Origin of the sequence: Streptomyces flavofungini (assembly GCF_014650815.1) — a bacterium.
Classification (GTDB): domain Bacteria; phylum Actinomycetota; class Actinomycetes; order Streptomycetales; family Streptomycetaceae; genus Streptomyces; species Streptomyces flavofungini.
This window is the reverse complement of the sequence record NZ_BMVR01000007.1, coordinates 402,775-418,650: the sequence shown is the minus strand read 5'-3', so window position 1 is coordinate 418,650 and position 15,876 is coordinate 402,775. Positions and strand designations below refer to the sequence as shown.

At 72.9% G+C, this 15,876-nt stretch carries 13 protein-coding genes; 12 read left to right on the top strand and 1 reads right to left on the bottom strand.

From position 1 onward, the window contains the following. Nucleotides 1–224 precede the first annotated feature (224 nt). The 12 genes from lanKC (IE274_RS20960) to IE274_RS20905 all read left to right on the top strand — a co-directional run bounded on the left by lanKC (IE274_RS20960) (nt 225) and on the right by IE274_RS20905 (nt 15,565). Entirely contained in the window at nt 225–2,825 is a 2,601-nt protein-coding gene (lanKC, locus tag IE274_RS20960) for a class III lanthionine synthetase LanKC (RefSeq protein ID WP_190117358.1), read from the top strand. Nucleotides 2,826–3,330: 505 nt separating this feature from the next. Beyond that, nucleotides 3,331–5,892, top strand: coding sequence for a class III lanthionine synthetase LanKC (gene lanKC, locus IE274_RS20955; protein ID WP_190117357.1), 2,562 nt, complete (start codon nt 3,331–3,333; stop codon nt 5,890–5,892). Further along, complete coding sequence (locus tag IE274_RS20950; protein WP_190117356.1) at nt 5,889–7,295, top strand: MFS transporter; 1,407 nt, start codon at nt 5,889–5,891, stop codon at nt 7,293–7,295. The genes lanKC (IE274_RS20955) and IE274_RS20950 overlap by 4 nt, the downstream gene beginning before the upstream one ends. A gap of 25 nt (nt 7,296–7,320) precedes the next feature. Next, complete coding sequence (locus IE274_RS20945; RefSeq protein WP_229909692.1) at nt 7,321–8,301, top strand: GDSL-type esterase/lipase family protein; 981 nt, start codon at nt 7,321–7,323, stop codon at nt 8,299–8,301. A 110-nt stretch (nt 8,302–8,411) separates the two neighbouring features. Then, nucleotides 8,412–9,491 carry an NAD(P)H-dependent amine dehydrogenase family protein gene (locus IE274_RS20940; protein ID WP_190117355.1) on the top strand — a complete coding sequence of 360 codons (1,080 nt, stop codon included), beginning with the start codon at nt 8,412–8,414 and terminating at the stop codon, nt 9,489–9,491. Then, nucleotides 9,488–9,967 (top strand): carboxymuconolactone decarboxylase family protein, encoded by a 480-nt coding sequence (locus IE274_RS20935; protein ID WP_190117354.1) that lies wholly within the window; start codon nt 9,488–9,490, stop codon nt 9,965–9,967. Before IE274_RS20940 ends, IE274_RS20935 begins: the two co-directional genes overlap by 4 nt. A gap of 214 nt (nt 9,968–10,181) precedes the next feature. Continuing rightward, complete coding sequence (locus tag IE274_RS20930) at nt 10,182–10,799, top strand: hypothetical protein (protein ID WP_372447111.1); 618 nt, start codon at nt 10,182–10,184, stop codon at nt 10,797–10,799. 64 nt (nt 10,800–10,863) lie between these two features. Next, nucleotides 10,864–11,382, top strand: a complete 519-nt coding sequence (locus IE274_RS20925) for a hypothetical protein (protein ID WP_190117353.1) — start codon at nt 10,864–10,866, stop codon at nt 11,380–11,382. Beyond that, nucleotides 11,379–11,846: a GNAT family N-acetyltransferase gene (locus IE274_RS20920; RefSeq protein WP_190117352.1), complete on the top strand. Its 468-nt coding sequence runs from the start codon at nt 11,379–11,381 to the stop codon at nt 11,844–11,846. The genes IE274_RS20925 and IE274_RS20920 overlap by 4 nt, the downstream gene beginning before the upstream one ends. 133 nt (nt 11,847–11,979) lie before the next feature. Next, nucleotides 11,980–13,140, top strand: a complete 1,161-nt coding sequence (locus IE274_RS20915) for a serine hydrolase domain-containing protein (protein ID WP_229909691.1) — start codon at nt 11,980–11,982, stop codon at nt 13,138–13,140. A gap of 40 nt (nt 13,141–13,180) precedes the next feature. Next, nucleotides 13,181–13,534, top strand: coding sequence for a hypothetical protein (locus IE274_RS20910; RefSeq protein ID WP_190117351.1), 354 nt, complete (start codon nt 13,181–13,183; stop codon nt 13,532–13,534). Nucleotides 13,535–13,771: 237 nt separating this feature from the next. Further along, nucleotides 13,772–15,565, top strand: coding sequence for a carbamoyltransferase family protein (locus IE274_RS20905; protein ID WP_190117350.1), 1,794 nt, complete (start codon nt 13,772–13,774; stop codon nt 15,563–15,565). On the opposite strand, the gene IE274_RS20900 is transcribed toward IE274_RS20905, so the two are convergent. Further along, the gene (locus IE274_RS20900; RefSeq protein ID WP_190117349.1) at nt 15,562–15,843 is read right to left on the bottom strand and encodes a peptidylprolyl isomerase; all 282 of its coding nucleotides are present in this window, start codon (nt 15,841–15,843) and stop codon (nt 15,562–15,564) included. The genes IE274_RS20905 and IE274_RS20900 overlap by 4 nt on opposite strands. Nucleotides 15,844–15,876 lie beyond the last annotated feature (33 nt).

Sequence of the window (15,876 nt, the reverse complement as noted above, 5' to 3'; positions counted from 1 at the left end):
CCGTCATTCCGCCGCCGACGCCGGTCGGACTTCGTCCCGCCGTCCCCGTCCGCTTCCCGTCCGCCGCTCTTTCGCTTGCTGTCCGGAACGCAGCTGAATCCTGTCCGGAACTCGTCCGTATTCCATCCGGGCGCGCCCCCGGATTCCCCGCACCGCCCCGTCCCCGAACCACCGTCCCGCACCGGGTCCGGGCTCCTCTTTCCGGCTGAAAGGACCGCGCCGTGATGAAACTTCAGGACTACGACCGCTTCTACCGCGCGGACCCCGACTTCTTCGAATTCCCGGAGCGGCTGGCCGACGCCTCCTCGGACCGGCTGTCCGCCGTCCTGCGCGAGCCGCCGCGCGGTTGGCGGCGCACGGAGGCCGGATGGTGGGTGCGGCTGCGGCCGCCCGCCGCGCGACCGCCCGGCCAGGGCTGGCGGATCCACGTCTCGGTGACGCTGCCCCACCTGGAGCGGACAGCGGAGGTCGTCCGGGAGTACTGCGTGCACCGGGGCATCGGCTGCGACCTGGTCCGGAGCGTGACCGCCGCCCGCGCCCTCGCCGACGTCCGCGCCGACCGCCTCACCAGCGCCGACCTGATGGTCCTCTACCCGGCCGACGAGACCGAACTCGCCGCGGCCCTCCGTGACTTGACGGCCCTCCTCGCACCGCTGCCCGGCCCCTACGTCCCGGGCGCGCTGCGCCACGGCTCGGGCCCCCTGTACGTACGTCATGCCGCCGCGGAGAACCGGCGATGTCCCGCCGGTGGCCACCCGAGCGCCCCCGGCGACGAGCACGACCTGGTGCCCGCCCTGGAGCGGCCCGACGGCACGCTCGTGCCCGAGGACCGGCGCCCGGTCTTCCGCCTCCCGGACTGGGTGGCCCTGCCCGAGGTCCTGCGCGCCGACCTGGAGGCGCTGCTCGCACCGCCGCGGTCCCCGTTCCCCTACCGCAGTGTGCGCGCCGTGTCGCTGACCACCGGCGACGGCACGTACCGCGCCACCGACTCGGCCACGGACCGGCCCGTCGTCCTGCACGAGGCACGCCCCCACGCCGGTCTGGACGTGCGCGGCGACGACGCCGTCACCCGCCTCACCCGCGAACGCGCGCTCCTGGAACGCCTCGCGCACCTGGACTGCGTGCCGGGCATCGTCGGCCACCACATCCGCGCGGGCCACCACTTCCTCGCCGTCGAGGACCCCGAGGGCCGCAGTCTCGCCGAAGCGGCGGCCGCCGCCTTCCCGCTGACGACGGAGGACCGCGCGCAGCACGAGGCCGCGGACTACACGAAGTGGGCCCTCGACGTCGCCGACCGTGTCGGCGACGCCCTGGACTCCCTCAAGCGGCGCGGCGTCCGCCTCGGCGAGCTCCATCCGGAGCACATCGTCCTGCGCCCCGACGGCAGCGTCGTCCTCACCCGCCTCCGCTCCGCGACGGACCTGAAGGACGACCGGCCCCCGAGCGTCGGCGAGGAAGGCTTCACCGCCCCGGTCGGCCTGCGCGGCGGCGCCGCCCACACGCATCTGCTCGACACGCTGCGGCTGTGGCTGCTGCTGCCCGTGCCGCACCGCGACCCCGCGACGCTGCGTGTCCTCACGGAGACCGTCGACGAGCTCTACCCCGTCCCGCCGGAGTTCGGCGCCACCCTGCTGTCGCGCCTGCGCCAGGGGGCAGGCGCCAAGGGCACCGAGGCCGCTGACGACGCCGGCGCCCTCGCCGCGGAGCGCCCCGACTGGCCCGCCCTGCGCGCGCGGCTGGTGGCCGGGCTGCACGCCATGGCCACGCCCGAACGCACGGACCGTCTCTTCCCGGGCACGCCGTTCGGCCCGGCAGGCCTCGGCGGGACGTCGTTCGGCCACGGCGCGGCCGGGGTCCTCTACGCGCTGCACCAGGTGGGCGAGCCGGTCCCCGGGGAGTACGCCGACTGGCTCGCGGACGCGGCGACACGCGATCCCGACCCCCGCCCCGGCCTCTACGACGGACTGCACGGCGTAGCCCTCACCCTGGACCTGCTCGGCCACCGCGACCGGGCCCTCGGTGTCCTCGAACGCTCCCGTCCGCTCGACGCCCGCGTGGTCCGCCCGGACCTGGCGGGCGGGCAGGCCGGGATCGCCCTGAACCTGCTGCGGTTCGCGCGCCTCACCGGGGACACCGCGCTCCACGACGGCGCCCTGCACATCGCCGACGACCTCGCCGCGCTCGTCGTGGACGGTCCGCCCGTCCCCCGGGCCGGCACTCCCCCGCCCTACGGCCTGCTGCACGGCCCGGCCGGGATCGCCCTGCTCTTCCTGCACCTGTACGAACAGGGCGGCGGGGCCCGGTTCCTGGAGCTCGCCGACCGCGCGCTCGGGTTCGACATCGCCCGCTGCACGACCGGACCCGACGGCGCCCTCACGCTCTTCGACGGCACCCATCACCTGCCGTACCTGCACGGCGGCAGCGGCGGGCTCGCCTTCCCGCTGCGGGCGCTGCTGCGGCACCGGCCCGCCCCGGGCCGGAGCTCCGCACTGGCCGCCGTGCGGCACACCTGCCGCGCCCTGTACGTGCGCAACTCCGGGCTGCTGCGCGGCCGCGCGGGTGCCATCGCGGTGCTCACCGCCATGGACGGCCCCGGCGACCGGGAGGCCGTGCGCACCCAGGTGCGCCGCATGGCCTGGTACGCGCACTCCTACCGCGGGCAGCTCGCGTTCCCGGGATTCCGGATGCTGCGCCTGTCCGCGGACCTCGCCACCGGCGCCGCCGGTGTGCTGCTCGCCCTGGACTCCGCGTTCGGGGGAGGCGGGCCCGTCCTGCCCTACCTCGACCCGCGGCCGACGTTCCCACGAGCCGACGGGAGGAGGTGATTCGGATGTCGGAGATCTTGGACCTGCAGGAGCTGGAGGAGGAGACCCCCTCCCTGTGGCCGTGCGCCAACAGCTCGCACAGCAGCCTCGGCATGGGCTGACGCGCCCCGCACCATGACGCGTCCCGCCCACCACCACAGCGAACCGTCCCGAGGGGGGTGACACACATGGCGGAGATCCTGGAACTGCAGGAGCTGGAGGAGGAGACGACCTCCCTGTGGCCCTGCGCCAACAGTTTCGAGAGCGCGCGCGGCGTCGCCTGACGTACCGCCCGCCGAGCCGACGCCTGCCGACCGTGGCCCCTCACGGCCGGCGGGCGATCGGCGCCGCCCACCGGCGGCCGGGGCTCCTGGCCTTCTCCCGGGTTCAGGAGCCCCGGGCTTCACCGCTTCGGGCTTCCGCACCCCCGGCTTCGGGCTTCCGCACTCCCGGCTCCGGGCTTCGGAACCCCCGGCCTCGGGCCTCGGATCACCGGCCCCCCTGACTCCGGAAAGGAGCACGCACCATGCTCGCTCAGGCCCACCTCATCGCCGACGACTGCTTCGTGGACGCGCTCGACCGCATCGACGACACCGGGCAGCGCTTCGCACGCACCGGCAGTCCGACGCCCTCGGGGTGGGTGCGGACGGAGCGCGGCGGCTGGGTCGCGCTGCACCCCGACGACGTCCCGCTGCCCCGCCAGGGCTGGAAGATCCACGCCTCGGCCACGGCGGACCGCGCCGAGCACGTCGTCGACACCGTCTGGGACTACTGCACCCGGCGCTCCGTCAGCTTCAAGTTCCTGCGCAGCACCGTTCTCCTGCACCACATGAACAGCAAGCAGGCACCGCGCTCGGCCAGCGGCAAGCTCGTCACGATCTACCCGGCCGACGAACAGGAGCTGGAGCGGACGCTGACCGGCCTCACGGAACTCCTCGGCGGCATCGAGGGACCGTACGTCCTGAGCGACCTGCGATGGGAGGACGGCCCGCTGTACGTGCGCTACGGCGGCTTCCACCTGGCCTACTGCTTCGCGCCGGACGGCGCGTACGTCCCGGCGATCGAGGGCCCCGACGGCGTCCTGCTGCCCGACGTGCGGGGCACGTCGTTCCGGGTGCCGCCGTGGGTGGAGCCGCCCGGCTTCCTCGCGGCGCGCATCGAGGCGTCCAAGGCGGCCGCGCCGGGCGGCTTCCCCTACCGGGTGGAGAAGGCGCTGCACTTCTCCAACGGCGGCGGGGTCTACCGCGCCGTCGAGAAGAGCACCGGCCGCCGCGTGGTGCTGCGCGAGGCACGGCCGCACGCCGGACTCGACGACCGGGACGCGGACGCCGTGGCCCGCCTCGCCCACGAGCAGGGCATGTTGGAGCGCCTCGCCGGGCTCGACTGCGTCCCCGCGCTGTACGCGCACGTCCGGCACTGGGAGCACCACTTCCTGGTGGAGGAGCTGATCGAGGGGGAGACGCTGCAGGAGGCGGTCGGCCGACGGCACCCGCTGTTCCGGGACGGCGCGGACGAGGCGGACCTCGCCGCGTACACGCTCTGGGCCCAGGGCGTCATCGGCCGCGTCGAGGAGGCGGTGGCCGAACTGCACGCGCGGGGCGTCGTGTTCGGGGACCTGCAGCCCGGCAACATCATGGTGCGCCCGGACGACAGCGTGTGCCTGGTCGACTTCGAGACGGCGTTCGAGGACGCCGAGGACCACCGGCCCTCGCTGGGCACGCCCGGTTTCACCGCCCGCTGGGCCAGGTCCGGCCGGTCCGTGGACACGTACGGGCTCGCGGCGGTGAGCCTCGCGCTGTTCTGTCCGCTGACACCGCTGCTCCGCTTCGACCGGGACAAGTACGCCCAGTTGACGGACTGGACGCGGCGGCGCTTCCCGGTGCCGCCCGAGTTCACCGCGCGCCTGCGCGAGCAGCTGGCCCCGCCCCCGCACTGGCCCCGGGCCGACGACGACACCCCGCCCGACGCCTCGCGCTGGCCGCAGGAGCCCGGCGCCGACGGGCGGGCCGCGCTGGACTCGCTGGCCGAGGCGATCCGGCTCAGCGCGACGCCGGAGCGCGAGGACCGCCTCTTCCCGGGCGACGTGCGGCAGTTCGACCACCAGGGCGCGTCGCTGGCGTTCGGCGCGGCGGGCGTCCTGCACGCGCTGCTCATCAGCGGGTACGCCGACGACCCCGCTTTCGAGGGGTACGTCGACTGGCTGGCGCGGTCGGCCGAGCGCACCCGCTGGCCGCGGCCGGGGCTGTACGACGGGCTCGCGGGCGTCGCGTACGTCCTGGCCGAACTGGGCCGGACGGCGGAGGCGCGCGCGGCCCTCGACCGGATCGACGGCATCGGCCTCGAGCAGTGCGGCGCGGGCCTGTTCGGCGGCCTCGCGGGCATCGGTCTGGCCCGGCTGCACTTCGGTGACGTGGACGCGGCGCAGGCACTGGGGGAGCGCCTCGCGCGGGTCGTCACCGGCGGGGGGCGGCTGCCGGGCCCGGCGGACGCCGTGGGGCTCACCCACGGCTGGTCGGGCCCGGCCCTGCTCTTCACCCACCTGCACGCGGCGACGGACAACGACCGGTGGCTGCGCCTCGCGGAGACCGCGCTGGCCCGTGACCTCGGCCGCTGCGGGGCACCGCGCGAGGGCCGCGTGCAGGTCAGGGACGGCCAGCGGTGGCTGTCGACGCTGGACCGCGGCAGCGCCGGGATCGGCCTCGTCCTCGACGCGTACGTCCGGCGCACCGACGACCCGTACTTCGCACGCGTACGCGACCGCATCCGCGACGGCCTGGGGACGGAACTCCTCCTCTCCCCCGGCCTCCTGGACGGTCAGGCGGGGCTCCTGCACGCCACCGCCCACCTTGCCGGCCCAGGCTCCGCACTGGCTCCGCACCTGCGCGGCCTGGGCCTCCACTGCGTGCGCCACCAAGGGCGGCGGGCCTTCGCCCTCGACGGCCTGCTGCGCCTGTCGATGGACCTCGCCACCGGTACGGCCGGGGTCCTCCTGGCCGTGCACGGCGCGCTGAACGGCCCTCCGGCGGACTCGCGGTACGCGGCGCTGCCGTTCCTGGAGGCGCGGGTGCCGGTGGGGGTGCCGACGTGAGGCACGGGGGTGCCGCCGTGCGGCGCGGGGCCTCCTCGCCGGACAGCCTCCGCCGCAACCGGGACTTCCAACTCCTGTGCGCCGGGCAGGGGTTGTCCCTGCTCGGCTCGGGCGCGTCCGCCATCGCGCTGCCGCTGCTTGTCCTGCAGTCCACCGGCTCGGCCCTGCACGTCGGCCTGGTGGAGGCGGTGTGGACGGGGTCGCTCGCGCTCGCGTGCCTGCCCGCGGGGCCGATCGCGGACCGGTTCGACCGGCGCGCGGTGCTGCTGCTGTGCGAGGCGGGCCGGGCGGTGGCGAGCGCGGCGCTCGCGGCGGCGGTCCTCGCCGGGCTGGCTTCGCTGCCGGTGCTGCTGGTCGCGGGAGCGGTCCTCGGGTTCCTCACCGCGCCGTTCAACGCGGCGGTGCTGCCGCTGGTGCGGGAGGTGGTTCCCGAGTCCAAGCTGGCCACGGCGCTCGCCGTCAACCAGGTGCGCGGACAGGCCGCCTACCTGCTGGGTCCGGTGGTCGGCGGCGCCCTGTTCAGCGTGGACGCGAGCTGGCCGTTCTGGCTGGACTGCGCCTCGTACACGATCTCGGTGTGCTGCGTCCTCGCGCTCCGGGTGCGGCCGGGCACGCCGCCGGGGGCGCGCGAGGGCTGGTGGCCGTCCTTCACCACGGGGCTGCGCTTCCTGTGGCGGCAACGCCTGCTGCGGCGGCTGACCTTGGTGGCCTCCGCGCAGAACTTCGTCTTCGACGGGGTGTACCTGGCGATCGTGGTGACCACCGCACGGCAGGGGGTGTCGGCGCTGTCCGTCGGGGTGGTCACGGCGACGTCGGCGGCCGGGGCGATGGCCGGGGTGATGCTGGCGCCGCTCGCGGGCAGGCGGCTGCGGCCGTCCACGCTCCTGCTCAGCACCGGTGCCGTGTGCGCGGTCCTGGTCGGCGCGATGGCCCTGCCCTCGACAGCGGCGGCGCTCGCCGCGCTGCTCGCGGGGTGCGCCCTCGCGGTGGCCGTGTCGGGTTCGGTCATGACCCTCGCGCGTCTGCGGCACACCCCGGGGCATCTGCAGGGCCGTACGAACAGCACGATCGGGCTGTTGTTCATGGCGACGCCGCCGCTGGGGGCGACGCTGGCCGGGGTGATGCTGGAGGGGCTGCCGGGGCCCGCGGTCTTTCTGTTCTTCGGGGGGCTGCTTGCGGTGCTCGCGGCTCTGTCGCCGGGTGAGGGGACGTTCCGGTTCGAGGGGGCGTCGCGGTCCGCGGACGACGAGGAGGGGGCACAGGAGCACAGGGAGGACGGCAGCCGAGAGGCGGCGGGCGGAGGCCGACAGCATGACGGGGACGGGGGCCGGCCCCGGTCGCCCGCGCCTCCGCCAGCGGCCGCGCCCCGCCCGAAAAGCCCTGGTGACGCGCACATAGGATGACCTTCCGCTCCCCGGAAGAAAGGCCTTGGCGCCCGAGGTGACCCCGCTCCGCCCCCATACCCTGTTCTCGTTCGGCACGCTGTTGGACGAGCGGGTCCAGCTCTCCCTCTTCGGCCGGGCCGTCCCCAGCTCCCCGACGTCGCTGGTGGGCCACACCACCAGGCCGCTCCCGATCACCGACCCGACCGTGATCGCCACCAGCGGCCTCGACGTCCACCTGACCCTGGCGCGGCGGCACGGCTCCGTCGTCGAGGGCGCCGTCCTCCACCTCACCGACGAGGACCTCGCCGCAGCCGACGCCTACGAAGTCGACGATTACGTACGCCGCCGGGTCCTGCTGTCCTCCGGCGAGACCGCCTGGGCCTACCTGGACGCGAAGCCCCTGCGCCCGGCGGCCCGCATCGTGATCGTGGGCGACAGCATCGCGTACGGCCGCTGTGATCCGGACGGCGGCTGGGCGGGCCGTCTCGCGGCCTCCCACATCGCCGCGAACGAGAGCGAGCACCGGGTCTTCAACCTCGCCATACCCGGCAGCACCCTGACCGACGTCAGCGCGCAGACGCCCGCGCTCCTGGCGCCCCGCCTGCCGGACACGCTCCTCGTCGCCGCCGGTATCAACGACTCGGCCACGAGCACCGCGGCCGACCACGGCTCCGCACTGCCCCGCACCGGCCCCGAGACCCGCGAGGACTGGCTCACGGACATCGCCACCAGCCTCGACTCGCTGGCCGCCACCGCCATGAGCCACAACGCGCGCCTCGTCGTCGCGGGACCGACGTGGCTCGACGAAGCCCGGACCCGCGACCACGAAGGCCTGCGCTTCACCCGGGACCGGGCCCTCGCCCTGCGCGCGTTCCTGCGCAACTGGTGCGCCGAGCACCACGTCGACTTCCTCGACGTGTGGGAGCCGCTGCGCGACAACGCCGGACTCCTCGTCGACGGCCTGCACCCCACGCCCGCCGGACACCAGGCGCTGCACCAGCACCTGCACGCGCTCAGCCGCTGACCTTCCCCGAGCCGCAGGCGGGCCGGCGGCCGCTCCCCCGCACCGCCGTCCCCGCACAAGGTGCGGTCATGCCCCTAGGAAGTGCGGGTCCCGGTAGCTACCCTCCGCGCATGATTTCCACGGTGGTCTGGGGCACAGGCAATGTGGGGCGCGCGGCCATCCGCGCTGTCGACGCCCACCCGGCACTGGAGTTGGCGGCCGTGGTGGTGCACGACCGCGGCAAGGTCGGCCGTGACGCCGGGGAGCTCGGCGGGCTCGGTCGTGAGCTCGGGATAGCGGTCACCGACGACGTGGCGGCGGTGCTCGCCGCCCGCCCGCGGGCGGTGGTGTACGCGGCGTCCGGTGACGTCCGCCCGGACGACGCGATGGCCGACGTCATCAGGGCGATCGGCATGGGGGCCGTCGTCGTGACGCCCTCGCTGTACGCGTTCTACGACAAGGTGGGCGCCCCGCCCGAGCTGCGGGATCCGGTGCTCGCCGCGGTCGCGGACGGCGGTGGCTCGCTGTTCGTCTCCGGCGTCGACCCGGGCTGGGCCAACGATGTGCTGCCGCTGCTGATCAGCGGGCTCGGCTCCACCATGGACGTGATCCGCTGCCAGGAGATCTTCGACTACTCGACGTACGACCAGGAGTCGGCGGTCCGCGATCTGATCGGCATGGGCCACCCGATGGCGTACGAGCCGCTGATGCTCGCGGAGTCGGTGCCGACCATGGTGTGGGGCGGGCAGATACGCCTGATGTGCCGCGCCCTCGGCGTCGAACTGGAGGAGATCCGCGAGACGGTGGAACGCCGCCCGCTCGCGACGACGGTGACCACGCGGACGATGGGACGGTTCGAGGCGGGTACGCAGGGCGCCGTGCGGTTCGAGGTGCAGGGCATCGTCGCGGGCGCCCCCCGCATCGTCATCGAGCACGTCACGCGCATCCACCCGTCGTGCGCCTCGGACTGGCCCACTCCCCCGGACGGCGACGGCGCGCACCGGGTGGTGATCGAGGGCCGGCCGCGCATCGCGGTCACGGTCGAGGCCACCGACGAGGGCGAGAACCGGTCGGCGGGCGGCAACGCCACCGCGGTCGGCCGCCTGGTGGGCGCCATCGACTGGCTCGCGGCGGCGGAGCCCGGCCTCTACGACGCCCTCGACGTCCCGCTGCGGCCCGCGGTGGGCACCCTGGGAAGGAAGTTGCCATGATCATCGACATTCCCGAAGGCCAGGAACCGATCGGCTACGTCTGGGGCGGCATGGTCCCGGGCATCGGCGCGGCCGCTGCGAACTTCTCCCTCGCGGTGTACGAGCACAGCACGCTCGGGCTGCGCGAGTTCGAGGCCGCGCGGCTGCGGACCGCGCAGATCAACGGCTGCGCGCTCTGTCTCGACTGGCGCACCGAACGCGCCGGGGAGAAGGTCGAGGACGGCTTCGACGACGCGGTCACCGCGTGGCGCACGACCGACGCCTTCGACGACCGCACCCGGCTCGCCGCCGAGTACGCCGAGCGGTACGCCCTGGACCACCACGGTCTCGACGAGGCGTTCTGGGCGCGGATGAAGGCCCACTACAGCCAGGTGGAGATCGTGGAGCTGAGCATGAGCATCGGCTCGTGGCTCGCGTTCGGCAGGCTCAACCATGTGCTCGGCATCGACAGCGTGTGCGTCCTCCCCACGCACTGACTCCCCCGACCGCCGGACGCGTTGACCTTCGCCCACGCTGACTTCCGTGCCCTGTACGGCTGTTGCCGTTCGGTGACATGACGGACAGAGCCGTGACATGCGCGGGGGCAACGGGTGCGGGGGGCCGCGGGTCGTATGGGGCGTAGTGGGTCGCCGTGCACGGGGGCGATCAGATCGGCCCGGAACAGCGGGCCGACGCATCCGACTTGGGGAGATGACGATGATGAGTGTGCGTGTGAATGTGAAGCTGCTGGCGACGGCCGCCGTGGTGGCCGCCTCGGGTGTCGCGGTGGGGACCGTTCCGGCCGCTGCCGCCGAGGGCACGCCCCGGTTCCTCTCGGCGTCCGAGCTGCCGCCGCACGCGTCGTCGGCCTGGCACGCGGGCCCGGTCACCGCCGGCCAGCCGGACCCGCTGCCGATGTGCGGCGGCGAGGCGCTGCCGTCGACGTCCGTGCACCGCGCGTACCGCACGGACCTGGACACCGGCGCCCTGCAGGTCACGGTGGTCGAGCGGGACGTGCAGCGGGCCAAGGCCTTCGCCGAGCTGCTCCGCAAGGACCTCGCGGGCTGTGCGAAGAAGGTGATGGCGCAGTACCCCGACGTCACCGCGGCGCAGAAGTACTACGGCAAGGTCGACGCCGAGGAGGGGGCGCACGTCTACGGCGTGCACACCGAGGCCAGTTGGGGTGCCTCCGACATCAACATGTACGCGGTCGGCCGTGACGGCAGGACGGTGACCCTCGTGCACTGGGGGCAGATGGGCGACTTCTCCGACGCCCCGGTGTCCGCCTTCAAGGCCACGACGGCCACGGCCGTGAAGAAGCTGTACTGACGGTCCCCGCACCCGGTGCCCTGGTCCCGGCCACCCGTCGGCCGGGCCAGGGCATCATGTCGGGATGAGTGATCTCAGAGAGATGCCGTACGGGCTCGACACGGAAGCGCTGCTGGCCCTGTCCGACGGGCACCACGGCCGCACCGCCCGCGCCTGCGCCGTGCGCGAGGCCGGTGGTCACGCCGTGAAGGTGTACGCGCTGGAGGCGCCGGGCCGTACGGTCACGGAGCGGGACGAGGCGGCCGCGCTGCGGCTGGCGAGGGCGCATCTCGAACTGGGGCGCGCCCGCGGTTCGCTGGGCCTCGCGGTGCTGATCGTGCACGCGGGCGGCGACGGCGACTACGTCCTCATCTCCACGTGGATCGAGGGCTACATGTCGGACCTCGCGGTCTTCGTCAGCCCGGCCGGACAGCCCGAGCAGCTGCGGCCGGGGCGGGTCGGCCTCGCCCCCTGCGTGTGGGAGGCGGCGGTCCTCGCCCATGAGCGTGACGCGTTCACACGGCACATCCTGGACGGCGACGCCCGGATCGCGGACCGGGTGGTGGCGTGGAGCAAGGACGTCATGTCGGGAGAGGTCCGATGACGGCCGCCCGGCCCGTGCGGCACGCACGCCCCGCCGATCTGCCACGGGTCGCGGAACTGGCCGCGGAACACGCCGTGTACGAGAAGGCGGCACCACCCGTACCCGACCTCGCGGAGCGCCTCGGCGCCCTGCTCTTCGGCACCCCCGCACCCCGCTTGCGCTGCCTCGTAGCGGAGGCGGACGACGGCGAGGTCATTGGGTACGCCACCTGCGCGCCCGAGGTCTCGACGTGGGACGGCCGCGAATACCTCCACATGGACTGCCTGTTCCTCCGCTCGGGCAACCGCGGCTCGGGCCTCGGCGCGGCGCTGATGGACGCCGTCGTGGCCGAGGCGCGCGCGCTCGGTCTCGACGAGGTGCAGTGGCAGACCCCGGCGTGGAACGAGGGCGCGATCCGCTTCTACGACCGCCTCGGCGCGCGGGCCAAGGAGAAACTCCGCTACTCCCTGCCGGTGCCGGCCTGACCCCTCAGGCCGGCACCGCGCGAGCCCACCACCCGTACAGGAACGGAACGTTCAGGTCCTTCTCAACCACTCCGTCACCGTTTGAGGTCTTGCTACCCGGACGAACCAGTGGAGCGACGGTGAGGAGAACGGGATGACGTTACGGAAGAGTTCCAGGATCGGCATGGCGGGTCTGGCGGTGGCCGCGGTGGCGGCCACCGCCTTCGCCGCACCCGCTCAGGCGGCACCGGAGCCCGCCGCCGCAGCGTCCGGTCACGGGGCGACGCAGCGCGCGATGGACGCGGCCGTCAAGGCGGGCATCCCCGGCGTCACGGCCCAGGCCCGCGACGGCCGCGGCGTGTGGAAGGCGGCGGCGGGCGTGGGCGACATGAGGACGGGCGAGCCGCGCGGCAAGGACGACCGGTTCCGCGTCGGCAGCATCACCAAGACGTTCATGGCGACGGTGCTCCTCCAGATGGAGGCGGAGGGGAGACTCCGCCTCGACGACACCGTGGACCACCATCTGCCGGGCCTGGTGCGCGGCAACGGCAACGACGGCCGCAAGATCACCGTCCGGCACCTCCTCAGCCACACCAGCGGCCTGTTCGACTACCTCGCCGACAAGAAGTACAGCGAGACGTACATGGAGGGCGACGGCTACCTCAAGCACCGCTACGACACCCTGCCGCCGAAGAAGCACGTCAGGATCGCCCTCTCCCACCGCCCGCTGTTCAAGCCGGGCGCCAAGCACTCGTACTCCAACACCAACTACATCCTGGCCGGGCTGATCGTCGAGAAGCTCGGCAAGCGGCCGTACGAGGACGAGGTCCGCGACCGCATCATCAAGCCCCTGGGCCTGAAGGAGACCACCAACCCCGGCAACAGCATCCACCTGCCGCAGCCGAGCAGCCGCGGCTACTCCAAGCTGTTCCGGTCACAACCCGACCGGATCGACGACATCACCGAGATGAACGGCTCCCAGGGCTGGGGCGACGGCGACATCATCTCCTCCGCCGGTGACCTCACCCGGTTCTACAGCGCCCTGCTACGCGGGAAGCTGCTGCCCCCGAAGCAGCTCAAGGCGATGAAGACCACCGTCAGCAACCCCAACGACCCGAGCACCGCCTACGGGCTCGGCCTGCAGCGGTTCAAGACGAGCTGCGGCACCACCGTCTGGGGCCACGGCGGGGGCATGATCGGCTGGCTGTCCCTGGCCGTCACCAGCGAGGACGGCCGCCACCAGCTCGCGTTCAACTACAACGGGGACTGGGAGAGCGCTTCCCTCAAGACCATCATGGAAGCCGAGTACTGTTGATCAGCACATAACTCCACCAGACTCCGGGGCCCGCACTCTCATGGCGTACGTCTTCATCCTCTGCTGCTTCGTCCTGATGACGGTGGTCTCCCTGCTGGCCGCCCGCGTCGGGCACCGCGGCGAGGTGGGCGAGCGGGGTGTCGGCTACGACGTACCGGACGAGGTCAAGCGCGACCCGGAGCTGCGCTCCCGGGCCAACCACCTGGTCGCGCACTGGTGCACCGGCGCGGCGATCCTCAGCGTCGCCCCGCTGGTGCCGCTCGGCAGCGTCCTGCTGTCCGACGGCGACCGGGCGATCGGCACCATCGGGATGCTGATCGTCGCGGCCTACGGCCTGGTCGTCGTGGCCGTCGCCGGGTACCCGTTCGAGAAGATCAAGCACCTGGCGCGCTGAGCGCGCACCGGGCCGGGCGCTCCGTCCTGTACGCCCGCACGTCCGCCGCCGAGGCCGTGCTCTCCGCACGGCCCGGCTGAGGCCGGGGGTGCCCCGGGGCCCGGATTCCGACCAAGGCCCTGACCTCCGCAAAAGCGGAACCATGCTGCTCATGCGTCACATCTATCCCTCCCGTATACGGCCGAGTAGCGTGCCTTCCCGCCGCTGTTGATGTCGTGCTGGGGAGGCTGAGGGCCAGTGATCGTGCTCGGTTACAACGGATTCACCAAGGGAGCGGAGCTCTTCGGGCGGCTCTACGGGGCGACGGGGATCGACCGCAACCTCTTGGTGGGCCATGACGCCGCGGCGGCGCTGGTGATCGACGGGGAGGTGGTCGCCGCGGTCGAGGAGGAGCGGCTGAGCCGGGTCAAGAAGACTTCCGACTTTCCGGAGCAGGCGATCCGGTGGTGCTTGGACTCCGCCGGTGTCGAGCTCGGCGAGGTCGACATGTTCGCGTTCCCGTGGCGCTTCTCGGAGACGGTGGGCGAGCAGATGATCGCCCAGATATGCGGGACCGACCTGTCGGTTCCGGCGAAGTTCGACTCGCTGCGGCGCACGGGCGAGTTGTACACGGACATGCTGAGCCGTGAGGCGGTGTACGGGGACTTCGTGCGGCGCACCGGCCACGACCTCGACCCGAACAAGCTCGCCCTGGTGCCGCACCACCTGGCCCATCTCATGTGCGGGGCCTATCTGGCCGGTGGGGGCGACGCCGCCTTCCTGGTCAGCGACGGCCGGGCGGAGATCCTGTCCGCCGTCATGGGCGAGCTGCGGAACGGCGTGGTCCGGGTCTTCGACGAGAGTTCCGTGGAGATGACCAGCTCCCTCGGCGTGGCGTACGGGAGGATCACCCGCTATCTGGGGTTCGTGCCGAACAACGACGAGTACAAGGTGATGGGCCTGGCCGCGTACGGCGCGCCGCCGCGGCACAACCCCCTGCTCGAGCGCGTGGTGCGGCTGCACGAGAACGGCTCGTACACGATCTCCATTCCCCGGGACCAGCAGGCGTACTACGCGCTGTTCGACGACCTCTTCGACGGCGACAGCGTGAAGCGTGAGGAGTTCGACTTCCGGGTGAAGGTCGCCGGTCTTGCCCAGCACATGGTCGAGGCCATCACCGCGCATCAGGTGCGGACGCTGACCGCGGCCTCCGGCCTGGACAACCTGCTGTTCGAGGGCGGTCTCGCGCTGAACTGCGTCGCCAACTCGAAGATGCTGGAGCGGTCCTCGTTCACCGGCATGGAGGTCAGCTTCGGGGCCAGCGACCCGGGTGTCGCGATCGGCGCGGCCGTGTACACGGCGGGTCTCAGGAACCGGCCCGCCGAGGCCGTCACCACCCCTTACCTGGGTCCCTCGTTCGACGAGCGGCACGTCCTGGACGCGCTGGCCGCGTACGCGGACCGCGTCGACTGGCAGGAGGAGGCCGACGTCGCCGCGGTCTCCGACCGGACGGCGGAGCTGCTGGCCGAGAAGAACGTCGTGGGCTGGTTCCAGGGGCGCACCGAGTTCGGGCCGCGTGCCCTGGGGAGCCGCAGCATCCTCGCCAACCCGGCGTTCCCCGACATCAAGGACATCATCAACGTCCGGGTGAAGCACCGGGAGCCGTTCCGGCCGTTCGCTCCGGTCGTCCTGGAGTCGGAGGCTCCGCGTGTCTTCGCGATGGGCAAGAAGACGGCGTCGCCGTACATGACGTTCGTCTTCCCGGTGCGCGAGGAGTACCAGGAGCGGATCCCCGGTGCTTGCCATGTGGACGGCACGGCCCGCGTCCAGACGGTCAACGAGCGGCAGAACCCCGCACTGGCGGGGCTGTTGCGCGCCTTCACCGAGCGCACGGAGGTGCCCTGTCTGCTGAACACGTCCTTCAACGTGGCCGGGGAGCCCATCGTCTGCTCACCGCGGGACGCGCTGGAGTGCTTCCTCGCCACGGAGATCGACTATCTGGTCATCGACCGGTTCGTGGTGACGAAGAAGCACCCGTCGGACACGCCTTAGTCCTCGCGGCTGGTGACCTCGACGAGGTGCATGCCGAACTGGGTCTGCACCGGGCCCTGAACCGCGCCGACCGGGGCGCTGAAGACGACCTGGTCGAACTCGGCGACCATCTGTCCCGGTCCGAACGAGCCGAGGTCGCCGCCGTTGCGGGCGGAGGGGCACGAGGAGTGCTTCTTCGCGAGTTCGGCGAAGTCGGCGCCCCCTTCGATCTGCTCCTTCAGCTGCAGCGCTTCGGTCTCGGTCTTGACCAGGATGTGACGGGCGGACGCGCGGGGCATGGTGTTGCCTTTCGAGTGGGGTTCAGGAAATGA